The 19804-nt window shown below is 72.3% G+C and carries 17 protein-coding genes and 1 pseudogene; 14 read left to right on the forward strand and 4 right to left on the reverse strand.

Features of this window, described 5'->3' with window-relative positions:
• The first annotated feature begins 267 nt into the window (after nt 1-267).
• From ACZ4N4_RS20650 to tsaE, 4 genes are all read left to right on the forward strand, one after another.
• Nucleotides 268-1188 (forward strand): L,D-transpeptidase, encoded by a 921-nt coding sequence (locus ACZ4N4_RS20650; protein ID WP_453569175.1) that lies wholly within the window; start codon nt 268-270, stop codon nt 1186-1188.
• A 94-nt stretch (nt 1189-1282) separates the two neighbouring features.
• Nucleotides 1283-2479 carry an alanine racemase gene (gene alr / locus ACZ4N4_RS20655; protein WP_467590716.1) on the forward strand — a complete coding sequence of 399 codons (1197 nt, stop codon included), beginning with the start codon at nt 1283-1285 and terminating at the stop codon, nt 2477-2479.
• Between the two features lie 129 nt (nt 2480-2608).
• Nucleotides 2609-3862 (forward strand): alpha/beta fold hydrolase, encoded by a 1254-nt coding sequence (locus ACZ4N4_RS20660; protein ID WP_467590719.1) that lies wholly within the window; start codon nt 2609-2611, stop codon nt 3860-3862.
• A complete protein-coding gene (gene tsaE / locus ACZ4N4_RS20665; protein ID WP_453569172.1) occupies nt 3828-4370 on the forward strand; it encodes a tRNA (adenosine(37)-N6)-threonylcarbamoyltransferase complex ATPase subunit type 1 TsaE in 543 nt (180 codons plus the stop codon). Before ACZ4N4_RS20660 ends, tsaE begins: the two co-directional genes overlap by 35 nt.
• Nucleotides 4371-4790: 420 nt before the next feature.
• Here tsaE and ACZ4N4_RS20670 read toward each other — a convergent pair whose 3' ends face one another.
• Complete coding sequence (locus tag ACZ4N4_RS20670; protein WP_453569170.1) at nt 4791-5354, reverse strand: hypothetical protein; 564 nt, start codon at nt 5352-5354, stop codon at nt 4791-4793.
• A gap of 112 nt (nt 5355-5466) precedes the next feature.
• On the opposite strand from ACZ4N4_RS20670, the gene tsaB reads away from it, so the two are divergent.
• From tsaB to ACZ4N4_RS20690, 4 genes are read left to right on the forward strand one after another with little or no spacing between them, the layout of a single operon-like run.
• Entirely contained in the window at nt 5467-6123 is a 657-nt protein-coding gene (gene tsaB / locus ACZ4N4_RS20675) for a tRNA (adenosine(37)-N6)-threonylcarbamoyltransferase complex dimerization subunit type 1 TsaB (protein WP_453569168.1), read from the forward strand.
• 17 nt (nt 6124-6140) lie between these two features.
• The gene (gene rimI, locus ACZ4N4_RS20680; protein ID WP_453569210.1) at nt 6141-6638 is read left to right on the forward strand and encodes a ribosomal protein S18-alanine N-acetyltransferase; all 498 of its coding nucleotides are present in this window, start codon (nt 6141-6143) and stop codon (nt 6636-6638) included.
• Nucleotides 6631-7722: a tRNA (adenosine(37)-N6)-threonylcarbamoyltransferase complex transferase subunit TsaD gene (gene tsaD / locus ACZ4N4_RS20685; protein WP_450754228.1), complete on the forward strand. Its 1092-nt coding sequence runs from the start codon at nt 6631-6633 to the stop codon at nt 7720-7722. Before rimI ends, tsaD begins: the two co-directional genes overlap by 8 nt.
• Complete coding sequence (locus ACZ4N4_RS20690; RefSeq protein ID WP_467590723.1) at nt 7719-7985, forward strand: hypothetical protein; 267 nt, start codon at nt 7719-7721, stop codon at nt 7983-7985. Before tsaD ends, ACZ4N4_RS20690 begins: the two co-directional genes overlap by 4 nt.
• Here ACZ4N4_RS20690 and ACZ4N4_RS20695 read toward each other — a convergent pair.
• Both ACZ4N4_RS20695 and ACZ4N4_RS20700 read right to left on the reverse strand, forming a co-directional pair.
• Nucleotides 7982-8428, reverse strand: a pseudogene (locus ACZ4N4_RS20695) (integrase core domain-containing protein); the annotation flags it as partial. The gene ACZ4N4_RS20690 and the pseudogene ACZ4N4_RS20695 overlap by 4 nt on opposite strands.
• Nucleotides 8429-8529: 101 nt before the next feature.
• Nucleotides 8530-10827: a beta-xylosidase/alpha-l-arabinosidase gene (locus ACZ4N4_RS20700; RefSeq protein WP_467590726.1), complete on the reverse strand. Its 2298-nt coding sequence runs from the start codon at nt 10825-10827 to the stop codon at nt 8530-8532.
• Nucleotides 10828-10931: 104 nt separating this feature from the next.
• On the opposite strand from ACZ4N4_RS20700, the gene ACZ4N4_RS20705 reads away from it, so the two are divergent.
• The 6 genes from ACZ4N4_RS20705 to ACZ4N4_RS20730 all read left to right on the forward strand — a co-directional run bounded on the left by ACZ4N4_RS20705 (nt 10932) and on the right by ACZ4N4_RS20730 (nt 18593).
• Entirely contained in the window at nt 10932-11963 is a 1032-nt protein-coding gene (locus ACZ4N4_RS20705; RefSeq protein WP_453569159.1) for a LacI family DNA-binding transcriptional regulator, read from the forward strand.
• Between the two features lie 102 nt (nt 11964-12065).
• Nucleotides 12066-13448, forward strand: a complete 1383-nt coding sequence (locus ACZ4N4_RS20710; protein WP_467590728.1) for an endo-1,4-beta-xylanase — start codon at nt 12066-12068, stop codon at nt 13446-13448.
• A 188-nt stretch (nt 13449-13636) separates the two neighbouring features.
• Nucleotides 13637-14599, forward strand: coding sequence for an LCP family protein (locus ACZ4N4_RS20715; protein WP_467591793.1), 963 nt, complete (start codon nt 13637-13639; stop codon nt 14597-14599).
• 165 nt (nt 14600-14764) lie between these two features.
• The gene (locus ACZ4N4_RS20720) at nt 14765-15121 is read left to right on the forward strand and encodes a YciI family protein (protein WP_351693607.1); all 357 of its coding nucleotides are present in this window, start codon (nt 14765-14767) and stop codon (nt 15119-15121) included.
• 43 nt (nt 15122-15164) lie between these two features.
• Complete coding sequence (locus ACZ4N4_RS20725) at nt 15165-16433, forward strand: RNA polymerase sigma factor (RefSeq protein ID WP_467590731.1); 1269 nt, start codon at nt 15165-15167, stop codon at nt 16431-16433.
• A 117-nt stretch (nt 16434-16550) separates the two neighbouring features.
• Nucleotides 16551-18593, forward strand: coding sequence for a cell wall-binding repeat-containing protein (locus ACZ4N4_RS20730; RefSeq protein WP_467590734.1), 2043 nt, complete (start codon nt 16551-16553; stop codon nt 18591-18593).
• On the opposite strand, the gene ACZ4N4_RS20735 is transcribed toward ACZ4N4_RS20730, so the two are convergent.
• Nucleotides 18571-19764, reverse strand: coding sequence for a class I SAM-dependent methyltransferase (locus tag ACZ4N4_RS20735; RefSeq protein WP_467590737.1), 1194 nt, complete (start codon nt 19762-19764; stop codon nt 18571-18573). The genes ACZ4N4_RS20730 and ACZ4N4_RS20735 overlap by 23 nt on opposite strands.
• Nucleotides 19765-19804: the final 40 nt, after the last annotated feature.

The following is a 19804-nucleotide window of genomic DNA, read 5'->3' on the forward strand; positions in this document are numbered from 1 at the left end:
CGAAGTTCCCCGCGCTCCTGAGGGGGCGTAGTTCCCCGCGCTCCTGAGGGGGCGTAGTTCCCCGCGCTCCTGAGGGGGCGTAGTTCCCCGCGCTCCTGAGGGGGCGTAGTTCCCCGCGCTCCTGAGGGGGCGTAGTTCCCGGCGCTCCTGACGGGGCGCAGTGCGGTCGCAGTGCGTCCCCCGTACCGCCGGAGGCCCCTGCATCCCCCGGGTGACGTCCCCGCGCGGCTCCCCGGAATCCTGATCCCTGCGGGGTTGTCTGATCGCATGATTAGTGGACGAATCGTGCGTTGTCGGGGCGGTTCTGTGCGTGGGGTCGCGGGGGCCCTCGTCGCCTCCGTGGTCGTTCTCTGCCTCGGGGCCGGGAGCGCCGTCGCGGACACCGCTCCCAAACCCCCCACCGCCGTCGCCGAGTCGGAGCTGGTGCCGGGGGTTCCGCCCGGGCCCGGGCAGCCCTGGCAGGTCGACACCCCCGACCAGATGCTGGCGCCGAAGGTGTACACGCCCAGCGCCAAGGAGGACGCCGTCGAGCCCAAGGCGGCGGCACCCGGGACCTACGACCTCGTCGAGTACGTGCCGCTCAGCGACGCCGTCGCCAAGGTGAGCTGCTCCAAGCTGACCGGGCCGTACCAGCGGCAGATCGAGCAGTGGCTGAAGCTGAAGGTGGACGGGAAGCAGTCCGTGTCCGACTGCAAGGCCATCCAGAAGTTCCAGAAGACGTACAAGATCAAGCCGGCCATCGGGTTCGCGGGACCCGTGACCTGGTACCAGATGATGCTGCTCTCGGCGAAGAAGAACCCGAACGCCAAGAAGAACTGCCCCGTGAAGTCGTACCGGGTCGCCTGTGTCGATCTCAACCGGCAGGTCACCTGGGTGCAGAAGGGCGGCAAGGTGGTCTTCGGGCCGGTGCAGATGCGCAGCGGACGGAAGGGCCACGCGACCCGGGCCGGGTGGCACACCGTCTACTGGCGGCACAAGAACCACTGGTCGACCCTGTACAACTCGCCCATGCCGTACGCCCAGTTCTTCGACGGCGGTGAGGCCTTCCACGCCGTCTACGGTTCCATCTACACCACCGTCGGTTCCTGGGGCTGCGTGAACCTGAAGCTCGGCGACGCGAAGAAGCTGTGGGGCGTGCTGAAGAAGGGCGACAAGGTGTACGTGTGGGGGCACCGGACGGGTACCTGACCCGTGCCCGGCGGGTACCCGAGAGTGACCGGGGCCCGTACCGGGGGGCCTGTGCCGGAGGGTTCTCAGAGGCCTCTGAGACACTGGGGGCGCGATGAGTGAGACAGCGACTGCACCGACCGCGCCCCTGCGCGCCCGCGCCGAGATCGACCTGGCCGCCCTGCGGGCCAACGTGCGGACCCTGCGCGCCCTCGCGCCGGGCGCGGCCCTGATGGCCGTGGTGAAGTCCGACGCCTACGGCCACGGGGCCGTCCGGTGTGCGCGCGAGGCCGTGGCGGCGGGTGCGAGCTGGCTCGGTACGGCCACCCCCGAGGAGGCCCTGGCGCTGCGCGCGGACCCCGGGCTGCCCGCGGACGTGCGGATCATGTGCTGGCTGTGGACCCCGGGCGGGCCGTGGCGGGAGGCCGTCGAGGCCGGCCTCGACGTGTCGGTGAGCGGGATGTGGGCGCTGCGGGAGGTCGTCGCGGCCGCCCGTGCCGCCGGCCGCCCCGCGCGCGTGCAGCTCAAGGCCGACACGGGGCTCGGGCGCAACGGCTGCCAGCCCGGTGACTGGCCCGAGCTGGTCGCCGAGGCGGTGCGCGCGCAGACGGCGGGGCTGGTCCGGATCACGGGGCTCTGGTCGCACTTCGCCTGCGCCGACGAGCCCGGCCATCCCTCCATCGCCGCCCAGCTCACCCTCTTCCGCGAGATGCTGGCCCACGCCGAGCAGCAGGGCGTACGCCCCGAGGTGCGGCACATCGCCAACTCGCCGGCCACCCTCACCCTCCCCGAGTCCCACTTCGACCTGGTCCGCACGGGCATCGCCCTCTACGGCATCTCGCCCAGCCCCGAGATGGGCAGCGCGGCCGACTTCGGGCTGCGCCCGGTGATGACCCTCTCCGCCTCCCTCGCCCTGGTGAAGCACGTCCCGGGCGGCCACGGGGTCAGCTACGGGCACCACTACGTCACGCCCGGCGAGACCACCCTCGGGCTGGTCCCCGTCGGCTACGCGGACGGCATCCCCCGCCATGCCTCCGGCACCGGGCCGGTGCTGGTCGGCGGCAAGTGGCGGACGGTCGCCGGGCGCGTCGCCATGGACCAGTTCGTCGTGGACCTCGGCGGTGACGAACCCGAAGTCGGCGCCGAGGCCGTGCTGTTCGGTCCGGGCGACCGGGGCGAGCCCACCGCCGAGGACTGGGCCCAGGCCGCGGGCACGATCGCCTACGAAATCGTCACCCGCATCGGAACCCGGGTGCCCCGCGTCTATGTGAACGGGGAACCGAGTGGGCAAGAACCAGGGGACGGGGACTGACCTCCGGGGTTCGGCGACCGCAGAACCCGGTTACACCTGTATCAGCAGCAACATAGGGAACACTCACCTCATCAGCGTCACCCGTATCACCTAACGAGCGAACTGCAGTACGGCGAAGAGGAGCGGTACGTGAGCGAGAGCAGTGCGGAGGCCGTAGCGGACGCCGCGGCGGCCGTCGCTTCCGCCACGGGTGCGGACGGGAGTTGGCTCAAGGTCACCGGTATCGCCGGGGCCGCCATAGGAGTGCTCGCCGCCGGGGCGGCCGCGGGGGTCGCCCTGGAGCGGATGACCGTCGGCCGCGGGATGCGCCGCAGGGCCCGGCTGGCCCTGGACTCGGCGGGACCGTACGGCACCCTGCGCGGCACCCCCTGCAAGGCGACCTCCGACGACGGCACCGAGCTGTACTACGAGGTGGACGAGGTGGAGCCCGACCTCGGCCCGGCCGTCTCCCCGCGCCGCCGCCGCCTCTTCGGCCGCAAGGCGCCCGCCCCCGTCACCGTCGTCTTCAGCCACGGCTACTGCCTCAACCAGGACTCCTGGCACTTCCAGCGGGCGGCCCTGCGCGGGGTCGTGCGCACCGTGCACTGGGACCAGCGCAGCCACGGCCGCTCAGGGCGGGGCGTCGACCAGCACGAGCGGGGCGTTCCGCTCACCATCGACCAACTGGGCCGGGACCTGAAGGCCGTCCTCGACGCGGCCGTGCCCGAGGGGCCGATCGTGCTGGTCGGGCACTCGATGGGCGGCATGACGGTGATGGCGCTCGCCGCGCAGTGCCCCGAGCTGATCCGCGAGCGGGTCGTCGCCACCGCCTTCGTCGGTACGTCGTCCGGGCGACTCGGCGAGGTCAACTTCGGGCTGCCGGTCGCCGGCGTCAACGTGGTGCGCCGGGTGCTGCCCGGAGTGCTGAAGGCGCTGGGCACCCAGGCCGCGCTGGTGGAGAAGGGACGGCGGGCCACCGCCGACCTGTTCGCCGGGATCATCAAGCGGTACTCGTTCGCGTCCCGGGAGGTCGACCCGGCCGTCGAGCGGTTCGCCGAGCGGATGATCGAGTCCACCCCGATCGACGTGGTCGCCGAGTTCTACCCGGCCTTCACCGACCACGACAAGACCGCCGCCCTCGCCTACTTCCAGGATCTTCCGGTGCTGGTGCTGGCCGGGGTGCAGGATCTCGTCACCCCCAGCGAGCACAGCGAGGTCATCGCCGATCTGCTGCCCGACGCCGAACTGGTGCTGGTCCCGGACGCCGGGCACCTGGTCATGCTGGAACACCCGGAAGTGGTCACCGACCGCCTCGCCGACCTGCTCACCCGCGCGGGTGCCGTGCCGGCAGGGGCTACCGTAAGTGGCTATGGAAGCACCAGCAGCACGGCACAGCCAGGCTGACGGCCTGGCCGGGGCCGCGGCCGGCAACGGCATGGAGTTGATCGTTAACTCTCCCGGGCAGATGGGGGAGCTGGGGCGCCGACTGGCCAAGTTGCTGCGCGCCGGTGACCTCGTGATGCTCAGCGGGGAACTCGGCGCCGGCAAGACGACGCTGACCCGCGGGCTGGGCGAGGGGCTCGGGGTGCGCGGGGCCGTCACCTCCCCCACCTTCGTGATCGCCCGTGTCCATCCGCCTCTCGGGGACGGACCGCCGCTCGTCCACGTCGACGCGTACCGCCTGGGCGGCGGCCTCGACGAGATGGAGGACCTGGACCTCGACGTCTCGCTCCCCGAGTCGGTGATCGTCGTGGAGTGGGGCGAGGGCAAGGTCGAGGAGCTGACCGAGGACCGGCTCGCCGTACGGATCCACCGGGCTGTCGGGGACACCACGGACGAGGTACGGCACGTGACCGTGACGGGGCTCGGGGAGCGGTGGGCCGGGGTGGAGCTGGGGGTGCTGTCCGCCTGAGCGTCGAGCGGCGCCGTGTCCGCCGTCGCGGTGGGTGTGGGCCGGGGACCGCGTGAACATTCCGACGAGGCGTCGGCAAGATATTGCATTTCGTGACTCGGGCGTGGTCACATGGTGTCCAGCCCGTGGTTAGGTGTACCTAACTTCGTCCGCCCCCGCAGCTCAGGAGGCGTCCATGCCCGCGTCCCAGTCCACGGAGCGGCGGCCGTTCACGGTCGCCGGAGTCTCCATGCGCGAGCTGCTGGCGTCCTGTGCGGCGGCCGACGCGGTATCTCGGCCGCCGAGAGTGCCGGAGCTGCCTGTGCGGCCGGTTGAGCGGGGCCGTAGGGCTGCGTAGGCGGGGGCGGCCAGCGGGTTCTTCCGGTGCGGCCGAGCGGGGGCTGAGCGCGCAGTTCCCCGCGCCCCTTTCGGGGGGCGCGGTCAGCGGATCACCATCACCTTCACGCCGATCGTCGCGAAGTTCCACATCGCGTAGCCGTCGGGGCGGGTCTCGCGGATGCCGCCTGTCCTGACCGTCGGGTCGGGGGGTTCGATCATGGTGGTGCCGGTGGCCGCACTGAAACCGATCGCCGAGCCGTCCTTCGTGGTGGTGAAGCGGACCACGTGTTCGATGGGGAGACCGTCCGTGCCCGTGATCGCCTTCGAGCGGGACGTCACCCAGTAGGCGCCCACGGGCGGGTCGATCGTGCCGGGCTTCACCGTGAAGGTGCGCTCGACGCGCTCGTGCTCGTTGACGAGCCAGACCCGGTCGTCGTCCACCGAGTACACCACCCGTTCACCCGTTCCGGAGTTGTTCGGCAGGGCGGTGGGATGGTGCTGGTCGCGGGGTGCCTTGGCCGCCGGCGCTCCCGGGGCGGGGCTCGACGCAGAGCTGCTGCCGAGACCGGGCGGGACGGTGGCCGAGGCCTGGTAGGCGAGGAGACCGACCGTCCCGACGGCCGCCGCGGTGAGGCCGGCCACGATTCCCGAGCTGGTCCCTGACACGTGCGCCACCTCTGACTCGCCGTATATGTCGTACTTCGTACAGACCGTAGCAGCCAGTGACCGTCCGCCCCTGGCGGCCGTGCTCGCGGCGCCGGAGCCGTAGGCTGTTCGCGTGCTCTTGCTCGCTCTGGATACCGCCACCCCCGCCGTCACCGTCGCGTTGCACGACGGTGAGGCCGTCATCGCCTCGTCGAGCCAGGTGGACGCGCGCCGGCACGGCGAGCTGCTGCTGCCGGCCGTCGACCGCGTTCTCGCCGAGGCCGGGGTCAAGCTGGACGCCGTCACCGGGATCGTCACAGGAATCGGTCCCGGTCCCTACACCGGCCTGCGGGTCGGTCTGATGACCGCGGACACCTTCGGGCTCGCGCTCGGCGTGCCCGTGCACGGCCTGTGCACGCTCGACGGGCTCGCCTACGCGGCCGACGTCGAGAAGGGCCCGTTCGTCGTGGCGACCGACGCCCGCCGCAAAGAGGTCTACTGGGCCACCTACGCCGACTCGCGCACCCGGCTCACGGATCCGGCCGTCGACCGGCCCGCCGACATCGCCGAGCGGGTCGCCGGACTGCCCGCCGTCGGCGCCGGGGCGATGCTCTACCCGGACACCTTCCCGGTCGTGCACGAACCCGGGCACGTCTCCGCGGCCGCCCTCGCCTCGCTCGCCGTCGAGCGGCTGGCCGCGGGCGAGGAACTGCCCGCGCCCCGGCCGCTGTACCTGCGCCGGCCGGACGCCCAGGTGCCCAAGAACTACAAGGTGGTCACCCCGAAGTGACCGCACAGTTGCGCGAGATGCGCTGGTGGGACATCGACCGGGTCCTGGAGCTGGAGAAGGGCCTGTTCCCCGAGGACGCCTGGTCGCGGGGGATGTTCTGGTCCGAGCTGGCGCACGCCAGAGGCCCGGAGGCGACCCGGCGGTATGTGGTCGCCCTGAAGGACGACCAGGTCGTCGGGTACGCCGGGCTGGCCGCCCAGGGCGAACTCGGCGACGTCCAGACCATCGCCGTCGCCCGCGAGCACTGGGGCACCGGTCTCGGCGGACAGCTCCTGACCGAGCTGCTGCGGGCCGCGACCGCCTTCGAGTGCGCCGAGGTGATGCTGGAGTGCCGGGTCGACAACACCCGTGCGCAGAAGCTCTACGAGCGGTTCGGCTTCGAAGCCATCGGCTTCAGACGCGGCTACTACCAGCCGGGCAACGTGGACGCCCTGGTGATGCGCCTGACGACGAAACCAGGCGGCGGCCCCGCCGACGGAACCACTTCCGGACAAGGAACCGAGATCAATGGCTGACGAACCCCTGGTGCTGGGGATCGAGACCTCCTGCGACGAGACCGGCGTCGGCATCGTCCGGGGCACCACCCTGCTCGCCGACGCCGTCGCCTCGTCCGTCGACGAGCACGCCCGCTTCGGCGGAGTGGTGCCCGAGGTGGCGTCCCGGGCGCACCTGGAGGCGATGGTCCCGACCATCCAGCGCGCGCTGAAGGACGCGGGCGTGAGCGCGAAGGACCTGGACGGCGTCGCGGTCACGGCCGGCCCCGGCCTGGCCGGTGCGCTGCTGGTCGGCGTCTCGGCGGCGAAGGCGTACGCGTACGCGCTCGGCAAGCCCCTGTACGGGGTGAACCACCTCGCCTCCCACATCTGCGTCGACCAGCTGGAACACGGTCCGCTGCCGGAGCCGACGATGGCCCTGCTGGTGTCCGGCGGGCACAGCTCCCTGCTGCTCTCCTCGGACATCACCTCCGACGTGCGGCCGCTCGGCGCGACCATCGACGACGCGGCCGGCGAGGCCTTCGACAAGATCGCCCGGGTGCTGAACCTGGGCTTCCCCGGCGGTCCGGTCATCGACCGCTACGCGAAGGAGGGGGACCCGCGGGCCATCGCCTTCCCGCGCGGTCTCACCGGTCCGCGCGACCCGGCGTACGACTTCTCCTTCTCCGGCCTCAAGACGGCGGTGGCCCGCTGGATCGAGGCCAGGCGGGCGGCCGGCGAGGACGTCCCGGTCCGCGACGTGTCCGCCTCCTTCCAGGAGGCGGTCGTGGACGTCCTGACCCGCAAGGCCGTCCGGGCCTGCCGCGACGAGGGCGTCGACCACCTGATGATCGGCGGCGGGGTCGCCGCCAACTCCCGCCTGCGCGCCCTGGCCCAGGAGCGCTGCGAGGCCGCGGGCATCCGGCTCCGCGTCCCCCGCCCGAAGCTGTGCACGGACAACGGCGCGATGGTGGCCGCCCTCGGCGCCGAGATGGTCGCGCGCAATCGGGCCGCATCCAGCTGGGACCTCTCGGCGGACAGCTCCCTGCCGGTGACCGACCCGCACGTCCCGGGTCATCACCACGACCACGTGCACGAGGTCAGCAAGGAGAACCTGTACACGTGACGGTCGCGTTGATGTGGGAGGCCCGGGCGGTGGCGGGCCGGGGCGCGGAGCTGCTGACGTGGGCGCGCGGGCAGAGCCTGCCCGCGGCCCCGCTGCGCCGGGAGACCTTCCGGGCGCCGCAGGACCGGGTCCTGGTGATCACCTGGTGGGACGGGGCGTACGACGACTCGGGCCGTCCCGAACTCCCCGACCCGCCGGGGGATCTGGTGACCCGCCCGGTGCACCGCTGGCGCTTCGAGTCGACCGGAGTGGACAGGCCCTAGGTGTGCTGTCCCGGCAGGTTGGTGACGCGGCTGGCGGGTGTGAGGCCGTCGATGCCGGTGTGGGGTCGGTGGTAGTTGTACCAGTCCAGCCAGTCGGGAAACGCTGCCTGCCGCTCTGCCTCTGAGGTGTAGGGCCGCTGGTAGGCCCATTCGTCGAGCAGGGTGCGGTGGAAGCGTTCGACCTTGCCGTTGGTCTGCGGGTGCCAGGGCCGTGTCCAGCGGGGGCTGATGCCCAGTTGGTGGCAGGTCTGGCGCCAGGTGGTTTTGGTGTAGGCCCAGGCGTTGTCGGTCAGGACGCGTTCGATGGTGATGCCGCGGGCGGCGAACCAGGCGGTGGCGCGGGCCAGGAAGGCGGCGCAGGTCGCAGCTGTCTCGTCGGGCAGGTCTTCGGTGTAGGCCAGGCGTGTGTGGTCGTCCAGGGCGGTGTGCAGGTAGAGGTAGCCGCGGCCGGTGCGGGCCTGGTTCTTGCGGCCGGCTGACCGAGTGGTGGGCCGTGCGGAGGGCGTCGCCGCACTTCAGGAGGCCGTCTGCCGCGTCCCGGCGGTCACCTCACCTCCGTGTCGCAGCGCAGCACCCGGTCCGGCCCGGACCGCCGTACCGGACCCGTCAGTCGCAGCCGTACGGTGGCTCGGACCTCGGTGCTCGAAGTGCCCACCCGGAGCTCCAGCTCGCCCGGTTCCACCACCCGGGCCCCCTCCCGGTCGGTGAACGCCGAGAGGTCGGTGTGGAAGCGGAAGGTCAGCCGGCGGGACTCGCCCGGCGCCAGGTCCAGACGCCGGTAGCCGATCAGGCGGACGTCCGGGCGGGTCACCGACGCCACCGGGTCGTGCAGGTAGAGCTGTACGACCTCCGTGCCGGCCCGGTCGCCGGTGTTGCGGACCGCCACGGTCACGTCGTGCGAACCGTCCGTGCCGATCTCGGCCGTGCCCCGCGACACCAGGTCCCACGCGAACGTCGTGTACGAGCGGCCGTGTCCGAACGGATACAGCGGGGTCGGATCCAGGTTGCTGAGCTCGCCCGCCAGGCCGAGCGGGGGCTGGAGGTAGGTCCAGGGCTGGCCGCCGGGCACCCGCGGGACGCTCACCGGCAGCCGCCCCGACGGGTTGACGCGGCCCGACAGCACGCCCGCCACCGCCGGGCCGCCCTCCTCCCCGGGGAAGAAGGCCTGCACCACCGCGCCGAGCCGGCCCTGCCAGCGGCCCAGTGCGTACGGGCGCCCGGTGAGCAGCACCAGGACCACCGGGACGCCCGTCGAGAGCAGCGCGTCCAGCAGGCCGCCTTGGACGCCGGGCAGCGACAGGTCGGCGACGTCGCAGCCCTCGCCGGAGGTGCCCCGTCCGAACAGGCCCGCCCGGTCGCCGAGCACCGCCACGCACACGTCCGCCTCCGCCGCCCGGGCCACCGCCTCCGTGAAACCGGCGGTGTCCGGGTCCAAGACGTCGCACCCCTCGGCGAACGTCACCTTCGCGTCCGGGAGTTCGGCGCGCAGCGACTCCAGGACGGTGGGGATGGCGATGCCCAGGTCGACCTCCGGGTGGTGGGTCAGGACGTGGGACGGGAAGGAGTAGCAGCCGAGCATGGCCAGGGCGTCGGCCGCGCGCGGGCCGACCACCGCGATGCGGGTGTCGGGGGCCAGCGGCAGGACGCCGTCCGGGTTGTCCAGCAGGACGACCGACTCCTCCGCCAGCCGCCGGGCCAGGTCGCGGTTGGCCGTCGAGTCGAGGTCGACCGAGGCCGGGGGCTCGGGATCCCAGTCCGCGTCCAGCAGCCCCAGTTCGCACTTCTGGAGCAGCACCCGGCGCACCGCCCGGTCCACCAGGGACTCGGGGATGGTGCCCTCCCGCACCGCCGTCACCAGCGGGCGGCCGTAGCACTTGAGGGTCGGCAGTTCGACGTCGATGCCCGCCGCCAGCGCGAGACGGGCCGCCTCCGCCTCGGTGCCCGCCACCCGGTGCAGCGTCTGCAGGAAGCCGATGCCGAAGTAGTCGGCGACGACGGTTCCCGTGAAGTCCCAGTCGTCGCGGAGAAGTTCGGTCAGCAGGCGGGGATCCGCGGACGCCGGGACGCCGTCCGTCTCGTTGTAGGCGGCCATCACCGAGCGGGCCCCGCCCTCGCGCAGCGCCATCTCGAACGGGGGGAGGGTGACGTCCGCGAACTCCCGCACCCCCGCCCGGACCGGCGCCAGATTGCGGGCGCCGGCCGAGGAGGCGTATCCCGCGAAGTGCTTGAGCGTGGCGATGACCCCGGCCGACTCCAGGCCCCGGACGTAGGCCGTGCCGACCGTGCCCACCAGGTAGGGGTCCTCGCCGATCGTCTCCTCGACCCGCCCCCAGCGCGGGTCCCGGACCACGTCCAGGACGGGGGCCAGGCCCTGGTGCACGCCGACCGAGCGCAGGTCCGCGCCGATGCTCCGGCCCAGCTCCTCCACCAGCGGCGGGTCGAAGGCGGCGCCCCAGGCCAGCGGGACCGGATAGGCCGTCGCCCGCCAGGCCGTGAAGCCGGCCAGGCACTCCTCGTGGGCGATCGCCGGGATGCCGAAGCGGCCGGCGGCGGTGATCCGGCGCTGGGCGCGGGCCAGTGCGCGCGCGCCCAGCGCCGGGTCCACGGGGGCGGTGCCGAAGGAGCGGGTCAGCTGGCCGAGGCCCAGGGTGACCAGCTCGTCCCAGTCGTAGTCGGCGGTCATCTCGCGTTGCAGCGGCGCGACTCCCTCGCCGTCCGTGGCGGCGCCCACCCACACGCCGTAGAGCTGGGCGGTCTTCTCCTCCAGGGTCATCCGGGGGAGCAGGTCGTCGACGCGGGCCGGGGCGGGCAGTGCGGGGTCTCGCCAAGGAGCGGTGGTCATGAAACTCCCGTCACGAATGTTTCGTACAACACACCGAATGTTCCGGGAACCTATGGCGTGCGCAGGTCTTCGTCAAGGGGGAGTGCAGGGATACGATCGCGGTCATGACGCCTCCGAAGCCCGCAGAAACGCAGACGGCGACGCTCGCCGAAATCGCCCGTGAGGCCGGCGTGTCCGCTCCGACTGTTTCGAAGGTCCTGAACGGGCGCGCGGACGTCGCTCCGGCGACCCGCACCCGGGTCGAGGACCTGCTGCGCGCCTACGGCTACCGGCGGCGGCGCGCCGAGGCCTCCCGCTCGCCACTCATCGACCTGGTCTTCCACGAGCTGGAGAGCGCCTGGGCGATGGAGGTCATCCGGGGGGTGGAGAACGTGGCCCGGGACGCCGGGCTGAGCGTGGTGCTCAGCGAGAGCGCCGGGCGGCTCACCCCCGGGCGGACCTGGGCCGACCAGGTGGCGGCCCGGCGGCCGCACGGGGTGGTGCTGGTGCTGTCGGGGCTGGACGAGTCGCAGCGGGCGCTGCTGCTGAGCCGGTCGATCCCGTTCGTGGTGATGGACCCGGCGGGGGATCCGGGGCCCGACGTCCCCTCGATCGGCGCGACGAACTGGCAGGGGGGCCTGGCCGCCACCCGGCACCTGGTCGAGCTGGGGCACCGGCGCATCGGGGCGATCAGCGGGCCCTCCCGGATGATGTGCAGCCGGGCCCGGGTGGACGGCTACCGGGCCGCGCTGGAGACCGCCGGGCTCCCCGTCGACCAGCGCCTGGTCAAGGCCGGGGACTTCCACCACGACGCCGGCTACCGGCTCGGCCTGGAGCTGCTGCGCATGCCCGACCGGCCCACCGCCGTCTTCACCGGCAACGACCTCCAGGCGCTCGGCCTGTACGAGGCGGCGCGCGAGCTGGGGCTGCGGATCCCGGAGGACGTGAGCATCGTCGGGTTCGACGATCTGCCGGTGGCCCGCTGGGTGGGGCCGCCGCTGACGACCGTACGGCAGCCGCTCACCGAGATGGCCGAGGCGGCGGCCCGGCTGGTGCTGGAGATGGGCCGGGCCGAGGAGGCCACCACCGCGACCCGGGTGGAGCTGGCGACCAGCCTGGTGGTGCGCAGCAGTACGGCGGCGCCCTCGGCGCCGTGAGGCGAGTGGCCGGATGTTGACGTGTTGACGGGTGGTGCGGGCGTCTCCACACTCCTCCGAAGCCAGTCGGTTGTACGGCCGAAACTTTCGGAGGCCCCCGCAATGAGATCTCTGAGAACAGGCTTGTCCCTCCGCCTCTCCCTCCGCTTATCCACGGGCTTGTCCCTGGCGGCACTTGTCACCGGCGCCGCGCTGCTGTTCACGGCGCCCGCGGCGCACGCCGCCGACACCCCGCTGCGCGACCTCGCCGCCGCCAGGAGCAAGGTCATCGGCACCGCGGTCACCGGCTCCAAGCTCACCGGGACGTACGGCGACGTCGCCGGCGCCCAGTTCAGCTCGCTGACCCCGGGCAACGCCATGAAGTGGGGGTCGGTCGAGCCCACCCAGGGCACCTTCAACTGGAGCGAGGCCGACCAGATCGTCGCCTTCGCCCAGGCCCACAACCAGCAGGTGCGCGGCCACACCCTGGTCTGGCACAGCCAGAACCCCAGCTGGCTGACGAACGGCACCTGGACGTCCGCCCAGCTGAGCAGCCTGCTGCAGAACCACATCAGCACCGAGGTCGGCCGCTACAAGGGGAAGATCGCCGCCTGGGACGTCGTCAACGAGCCCTTCAACGAGGACGGCACCTACCGCTCCACCCTCTGGTACGACGGCCTCGGCGCCGACTACATCGCCAACGCCCTGACCTGGGCACACGCGGCCGACCCTGCGGCCAGGCTGTACATCAACGACTACAACGTCGAGGGCGTCAACGCGAAGTCAACGGCCCTGTACAACCTGGTCAGGTCCCTGAAGGCGGCGGGCGTCCCGATCGACGGGGTGGGACTGCAGGCCCACCTGGTCCTCGGCCAGGTGCCTGCCACCCTCCAGCAGAACATCCAGCGCTTCGCCGACCTCGGCGTGGACGTGGCGATCACCGAGCTGGACATCCGGATGGCGCTGCCCTCCGACAGCACCAAGCTCGCCCAGCAGAAGGCCGACTTCAAGTCGGTGGTCGCCGCGTGCGTGGCCGTGAGCCGCTGCGTCAACGTCACCGTGTGGGGCTTCACCGACTCCGACTCCTGGGTGGACAGCACCTTCCCGGGGTACGGGGCGGCGACGCCGTACGACGCGAACTACGCGCCGAAACCCGCGTACCACGGCATCGCGGAGGCGCTCGGCGGGACCACGACCACACCGCCGCCGACCGGTGCCTGCTCGGCCGCCTACAGCGTGGGCAGCCAGTGGAACACCGGGTTCACCGGTCAGGTGACCATCTCCTGCTCGGGCGCCTCCCTCTCGTCCTGGAAGGTGAACTGGACATACGGCGCCGGGCAGCAGATCACCCAGGCCTGGAACGCCGTCTGCACCCAGTCGGGCACGGCCGTCTCCTGCGCGAACGCCTCCTACAACGGGACCGTGGCGGACGGGAGTTCGGTGATCTTCGGGTTCAACGCGTCCTGGAGCGGCAGCAATCCGGTGCCGTCCGTGTCTCTGGGCTGAACCCCGCCTGAGAAGGGTGAGATTTTCCGAAGAAAACGCTCTTGCGGCACTCGCGCTAACAGTCCCCTAATAATTCGGACTTACGTTCCTGTCTCGTGACGGGACACGAGGAGCAGGGCGGCGCGGGCGGACGGGTGGGCCGGCGGTCGAGAAGACTGAGGATCGTCGGCCTCACCCTGGCGGGCGTCATGACGCTGGGCGTCGCGGGCGCGGGGTGGGTCTACTGGCACCTCAACGACAACATCAAGAGCGTCGACATCAACAGCGCGCTCGGCGACGACCGCCCGGCCAGAGCGGTGACCACCCCGACGGCCGCCGCGTCCGCGTCGGCGTCCCCGCTGCCCACCGGTTCCGTCAACATCCTGGTGCTGGGCTCGGACTCGCGCAGCGGCAAGGAGAACCGGAAACTCGGCGGCGGCGACAGCTCGGGCGCCCGCTCCGACACGGCGATGGTCGTCCACATCGACGCGGGCCGCACCGGCGCCACGGTCGTGAGCATCCCGCGCGACACCCTGGTCACCCGCCCGTCCTGCCCGCTCTCCTCAGGCGGCTCGACGTCCGTCGCCTATAACGCGATGTTCAACAGCGCCTACTCGGTGGGCGGGGCGGTGTGCGCGGTGAAGACGGTCGAGTCGATCACCGGCGTCCGCATGGACCACTACCTGGAGATCGACTTCTCGGGCTTCGCCAAGCTGGTGGACGCGCTCGGCGGGGTCACCGTGACCACCGACCAGGACATCGACGACGACGACAGCCACCTGCACCTGAAGAAGGGCACCCACCACCTCGACGGCACCACGGCCCTGGCGCTCGCCCGCACCCGGCACGGCATAGGCGACGGCAGCGACCTCGGCCGGATAGGCCTCCAGCAGAAGCTGGTCAAGGCCCTGCTCGACCAGATGGCCTCCATCAGCCTCCTGACCAACCCGGCCAAGCTCTACGAGGTCGCCGACGCGGTCACCGCCAGCCTCACCACCGACACGGGCCTGGACTCGCTCAGCGAACTGATGCGTCTCGGGCAGAGCCTCAAGGGCCTGACCTCGGACCATCTCAAGACCGTGATGATGCCGGTGGTGACGGCCCCGTCGGACCCCAACCGGGTGATCGCGAACGAACCCGAGGCGAGCGACCTGTGGAAGTCGCTGCGCTAGGGCGTGTGACCGGCCGTGTGACCGGCCCTGAGACCGGTGCGGAAGAGCCGCGGAAAAAAACTTCGGGAAACTCCGGTGCGCGTGTCGATCCGGGGCCGGCGCGTTCGACGCAAGGGTGAGATGCGGGGAGAGACCCCGCACCGCACCGGAATCCCAGGAGTCACCATGCCCCGTTACCTGTCGCTCGTGAAGATCGACGAGAGCGCCGCCCCCGCCGAGGGCCCCAGCCAGGAGCTGATGCAGCGGATGGGCGAGCTGATCGAGGAGATCACCAAGGCCGGCGTGATGCTGGACACCGCGGGGCTCACGCCGACCGCCCAGGGCACCCGGGTGCACTGGGAGGGCGGAAAGATCTCCGTCACCGACGGGCCGTTCACCGAGTCCAAGGAGGTCGTCGGCGGTTACGCGATCATGCAGTGCAAGGACATGGCCGAGGCCCTGGAGTGGACCAAGCGGTTCCTGAAGGTGCACGAGGAGTTCTGGACGGTGACCTGCGAGGTGCGGGAGATCGCGGAGGGCTGACCCTCCTGGCGTACCGCCGTCCGGGGGTGTCGAATGGAGGGCTGTGAGCACACAGCCCTCCGTCGACGCCGATGCCCGGCACGTCATCGAGACCGTCTTCCGCCTGGAGTCGCCCCGCGTGATCGCCGGCGTCGCCCGGATCGTCCGCGACGTCGGCATCGCGGAGGAACTGGCCCAGGACGCCCTCGTCGCCGCACTGGAGCAGTGGCCCCGGGACGGGGTGCCCGACAACCCGGGCGCCTGGCTCATGGCCACCGCCCGCCACCGCGCCGTCGACCTGGTCCGGCGCCGGGAGAACTACGCCCGCAAGCTCGCGGAGATCGGCCGCGGGATGGAGACGGCCGCCCCGCCGGAGGAGCCCGCCGACCCCGACGACATCGACGACGACCTGCTCCGCCTGGTCTTCACCGCCTGCCACCCGGTGCTGTCGCCGGAGGCCCGCACCGCCCTCACCCTGCGTCTCCTCGGCGGTCTGAGCACGGCCGAGATCGCCCGCGCCTTCCTCGTCCCCGAGCCGACCATCGCCCAGCGCGTCGTCCGCGCCAAGCGCACCCTGGCCACCAGGAACATCGCCTTCGAGGTGCCGTACGGCCCGGACCGCGAGGCCCGGCTCGGCTCCGTGCTCGACGTCATCTACCTGATCCACAACGAGGGGTACGCGGCCACGGCGGGCGACGACTGGCTGCGCCCCTCGCTGTGCGAGGACGCGCTGCGGCTGGCCCGCGTGCTGTCCTCGCTGATGCCGAAGGAGCCGGAGGTGCACGCCCTCACCTCGCTCCTCGAATTCCAGTCCTCGCGCGCGGCCGCCCGCACCGGCCCGGACGGCGAGCCGGTCCTGCTCAGGGACCAGAACCGCCGCCGCTGGAACCGCATGCTCATCGCCCGCGGCATCCGGGCGCTTTCGCGCGCGGACGCCACGGCGACGGGCGCCCCGGGACCGTACGCCCTGCAGGCAGCCATCGCGGCCTGCCACGCGCACGCGTACACGTACGAGGAGACCGACTGGAGGTCCATCGCCACCCTGTACGGCCTGCTGGCGGCCCGGTCCCCGTCCCCGGTCGTCGAGTTGAACCGGGCGGTGGCCGTGTCGATGGCGGACGGTCCGGCGGCGGCCCTGGCGATCGTGGACCCGCTGACGGCCGAACCCGCCCTGCGCGACTACCACTTGCTGCCCAGCGTGCGCGGTGACCTGCTGGCCCGCCTCGGCCGTACGGCGGAGGCCCGCGCGGAGTTCGAACGCGCGGCGGGGCTGGCGCGCAACGAGCGGGAGCGCGAGCTGCTGCTGGCCAGGGCGCGGGAGTGCGCTTCGTAACCCGCAAGCACACAGTTGTTCACCCGCAACTCCGTTCCCAGGGCAACTAGTTGGCCACTACAGTGACCCGGCCCCCGGTGCGGGGGCTACAGACCATGGGGGGTCGACAACTTGAGAATGTTCACGCGCCGCCGTACGGCGGCGCTCGCGACCGCGGCCGTACTGGCCGCGACGGGCACCCTGGCACTGGCGCCGTGCGCCGTCGCCGACGACGCCGGCAGCTGGCCCGGCACCGAGGGCAGGATCCTCGTCGACGGGGGCATGCTCATCGACCCGGCGACGGGCAGAACCACGCAGATTCCGGGCGTCGGCGGCGACTACGCCGCCTGGGCGCCGGACGGCAGCCGGCTGGTCACCAGCGCGGGCCAGATCTCCAGCTACCGTCCCAGCGGCTCCACCAAGATCACTCTTCCCTGGGCGGACGGCGTGCGCTCCAGCGCCGTCTACGAGGACCTCGCCTACGGCTGGAGCGGCCGGTACGTCGTCTTCTCCACCGCGGGCCAGCTCGTCTACGGCCCCTCGGACGGGTCGTGGGCCCCCGAGCCGCTGCTCAGCAGCGCCCTGGAGCCGGCCACCGTCTGCGACACCCACCCGACGGTGAACCCGGACTCGGGCCTGGTCGCCTTCCAGCGCGACATCAACTACGGCTGCTACGACAACGCAGGCGTCTACGTCTACGACTCGGACGCGAAGACGGTCAAGCGCGTCCTGACCGACGCCGAGCAGCCCGACTGGTCGCCCGACGGCACCAAGCTGGCCTTCGTCCGCAAGGACACCGACGGCAACTACCAGGTGTTCACGGCGAACGCGGACGGCACCGGCGTCAAGCAGCTGACGACGGGGCCGCGCTGGTACGCCAACCCGTCCTGGTCGCCGACCGGCACCCGGATCCTCTTCGACGCGCACACCTCGCCCGACAGCGACGACGTACACACCGTCGAGTACGCGGACGTGGCCACCGGGGAGGTGACCAAGGTCGCGGACACCGCCGGGCAGAACTTCGGCGTCAACCCCAGCTGGCAGCCGGTCCGCAAGAACACCACCGCCCGGGTCTGGGGCGCCGACGCCAACGGCACGGTCGTCGCCTCCTCGCGGTGGAGCTGGAACACCGTCGGCCAGAGCGAGCCGGGCCTGCTGGACGCCAAGTCCGCCGTGCTGCTCAACCAGGACGACTCGGCCGACGCGCCGACCGCCACCGCCCTCGCCGGCAAGCGGCAGGGCCCGGTGCTGACGACCGTGAAGACCGGGCTGTCGACGGCGGTGAAGAACGAGCTGAAGCGCACCCTGAAGAAGGGCGCGAACGTCTGGATGGTCGGCGGGACCTCGGTCCTCACCACCAACGTGTCCACGCAGCTGAAGTCCCTCGGCTACGTCCCGAAGCGGGTCTCCGGCACCGACCGCTACGACACCTCGGTCAAGGCCGCGAAGACGGTCACGACCAGCCCGACGTACGTCTTCCTGGCCAGCGGCACCGACTACCAGGCGGCGCTCCCGGCGGCCGCCGCGGCCGGCGCCGAGGGCACCGGCAGCACCGGCAGCGTGGTCCTGACCAGCGGCAAGTCGCTGACGTCGGCGGTGAAGTCGTACCTCAACAGCCTCAACCCGGCCAAGACCATGGTCATCACGGTCGGGGCGGACGCGAAGTACGCGCTGACCCACTCGGCGTTGTCCAAGTGGCCGTCGACGTACTACTACTACCCGATCACGGGGGCCAACAGCGAGGCGCTGTCGGTGGCCGTCGCCAAGTTCTGGTGGACCACGCCGAGCCAGGTCGCCGTCGCCTACGCCGGCTCCTGGCGGGACGGGGTCTCCGCGGGCTCGGCGATGAACGTCTACGGGCCCGTGCTGTGGACCTCCCGGCCCGCCCTGTCCGACGAGGTCAAGAGCTACCTGCTGCGCGAGTCCGCCGGCACCCAGGCCGTGATCGCCTTCGGCGACACCGGCTCGGTCACGGCGGGTGCGCTGAACACGGCCGGCTCGTCGGTCAGCGCGAGCGGGAACGACTTCGTGTACCGGCCGTACTTCAACGGCGTCGCCCCGGCCGCGCGCGCGTTCGCGCTGCGCACAAACGCCGGCGACCCCGTCTCGGCCGGGACCAAGTCCGCCCGTCCGGCCGCCGAGCCGAACCTGGGCACGATCAGGACGGCCCAGCACCAGTAGCCGGCCGCGCGGGGGCGCCGACGAGCATGGTCGGCGCCCCCGCCACCCGGGTCAGGAACACCGTCGCCGCGTTCGGCCCCTGCGGCTTGACCTTCCTGCGCAGCTCCTCCGGCTCCACGGCCGAGCCACGCTTCTTCACCGTCAGCGTGCCGACCTCGCGCTCCCTCAGCAGCGCTTTCAGCTTCTTGACGTTGAAGGAGAGCCGGTCGGTGATCTCGTACGGCGTCGCCCAGGCGGTGGCGCGCAGTTCGTCGGCGGTGATGTACGCGATCGTCGGGTCGACCAGCCCGCCGTCCAGCTCCTCGGCCGCCTCGGCGACCAGATGGGCGCGGATGACGGCGCCGTCGGGCTCATACAGGTAGCGGCCGACCGGCCGGACGGCGGGGTCGGGCAGGCCCCGGCCGAGCAGCGTGCGCGGGCCGGGCAGCAGGGTGGCGCGGACCGCCCCGGGCGCCGTCCCGAACCACAGCACCGCCTCCTTCACGTCGCCCGCGTCCGAGATCCACTCCGCCTCGGCGTCCGCCGGGACCGCCTCGTGCGGGACGCCTGGGGCGATCTTCAGCGCGGCGGCGTGCGAGGCACCGCGGGCCGCCTCGATCGCCCAGGACAGGGGCGGCGAGTAGGCCTCCGGGTCGAAGATGCGGCCGCGGCCGCCGCGCCGGGCCGGGTCGACGAACACGGCGTCGTAGCCGGCCGTGTCCACCTCCGTGACGTCCGCCTCCCGGACCTCGATCAGGCCGGCCAGCCCCAGCGCGTCCGCGTTCGCCCGCGCCGCGGCCGCCGTCGCCGGGTCCCGGTCCACCGCGAGCACCCGGATCCCGGCCCGCGCGAGCGCGATCGCGTCGCCCCCGATCCCGCAGCACAGGTCGGCGACCGAGGTCACCCCGAGCGCCGTCAGCCGCTGCGCCCGGTACGAGGCGACGCTCGCCCGCGTGGACTGCTCGACCCCGTTCGGCGTGAAGAACATGCGGTCCGCGTCCGCCTCCCCGAACTTCGCCGCCGCCCGCTGCCGCAGCCGGGCCTGGGCGAGTGCCGCCGACACCAGCTCGGCGGGGTGCTCGCGGCGCAGCCGGGTGGCCACGGCGAGTTCGTCGGCGGGCGCGGTGCCGCGCACCTCGGCGAGGAGGGCGCGGCCCTCGGGGGAGAGGAGGGGGGCGAGGAGGTCGTTCACCGGGTCATTGTCGGCCAGTCGGTGGATGGTTCGCCTCCGG

It is taken from the genome of Streptomyces sp. NPDC026538, assembly GCF_055567535.1.

What these genes read in the sequence shown, in the direction of transcription:
- tsaE (WP_453569172.1), top strand. Translation starts at nt 3,828, where the DNA reads ATGGAAGCACCAGCAGCACGGCACAGCCAGGCTGACGGCCTGGCCGGG.
- rimI (WP_453569210.1), top strand. Translation starts at nt 6,141, where the DNA reads ATGCGCTGGTGGGACATCGACCGGGTCCTGGAGCTGGAGAAGGGCCTG.
- ACZ4N4_RS20720 (WP_351693607.1), top strand. Translation starts at nt 14,765, where the DNA reads ATGCCCCGTTACCTGTCGCTCGTGAAGATCGACGAGAGCGCCGCCCCC.
- ACZ4N4_RS20715 (WP_467591793.1), top strand. Translation starts at nt 13,637, where the DNA reads ATGACGCTGGGCGTCGCGGGCGCGGGGTGGGTCTACTGGCACCTCAAC.
- ACZ4N4_RS20700 (WP_467590726.1), bottom strand. Translation starts at nt 10,827, where the DNA reads ATGACCACCGCTCCTTGGCGAGACCCCGCACTGCCCGCCCCGGCCCGC.
- ACZ4N4_RS20650 (WP_453569175.1), top strand. Translation starts at nt 268, where the DNA reads ATGATTAGTGGACGAATCGTGCGTTGTCGGGGCGGTTCTGTGCGTGGG.
- ACZ4N4_RS20730 (WP_467590734.1), top strand. Translation starts at nt 16,551, where the DNA reads ATGTTCACGCGCCGCCGTACGGCGGCGCTCGCGACCGCGGCCGTACTG.
- tsaD (WP_450754228.1), top strand. Translation starts at nt 6,631, where the DNA reads ATGGCTGACGAACCCCTGGTGCTGGGGATCGAGACCTCCTGCGACGAG.
- ACZ4N4_RS20705 (WP_453569159.1), top strand. Translation starts at nt 10,932, where the DNA reads ATGACGCCTCCGAAGCCCGCAGAAACGCAGACGGCGACGCTCGCCGAA.
- ACZ4N4_RS20710 (WP_467590728.1), top strand. Translation starts at nt 12,066, where the DNA reads ATGAGATCTCTGAGAACAGGCTTGTCCCTCCGCCTCTCCCTCCGCTTA.
- alr (WP_467590716.1), top strand. Translation starts at nt 1,283, where the DNA reads ATGAGTGAGACAGCGACTGCACCGACCGCGCCCCTGCGCGCCCGCGCC.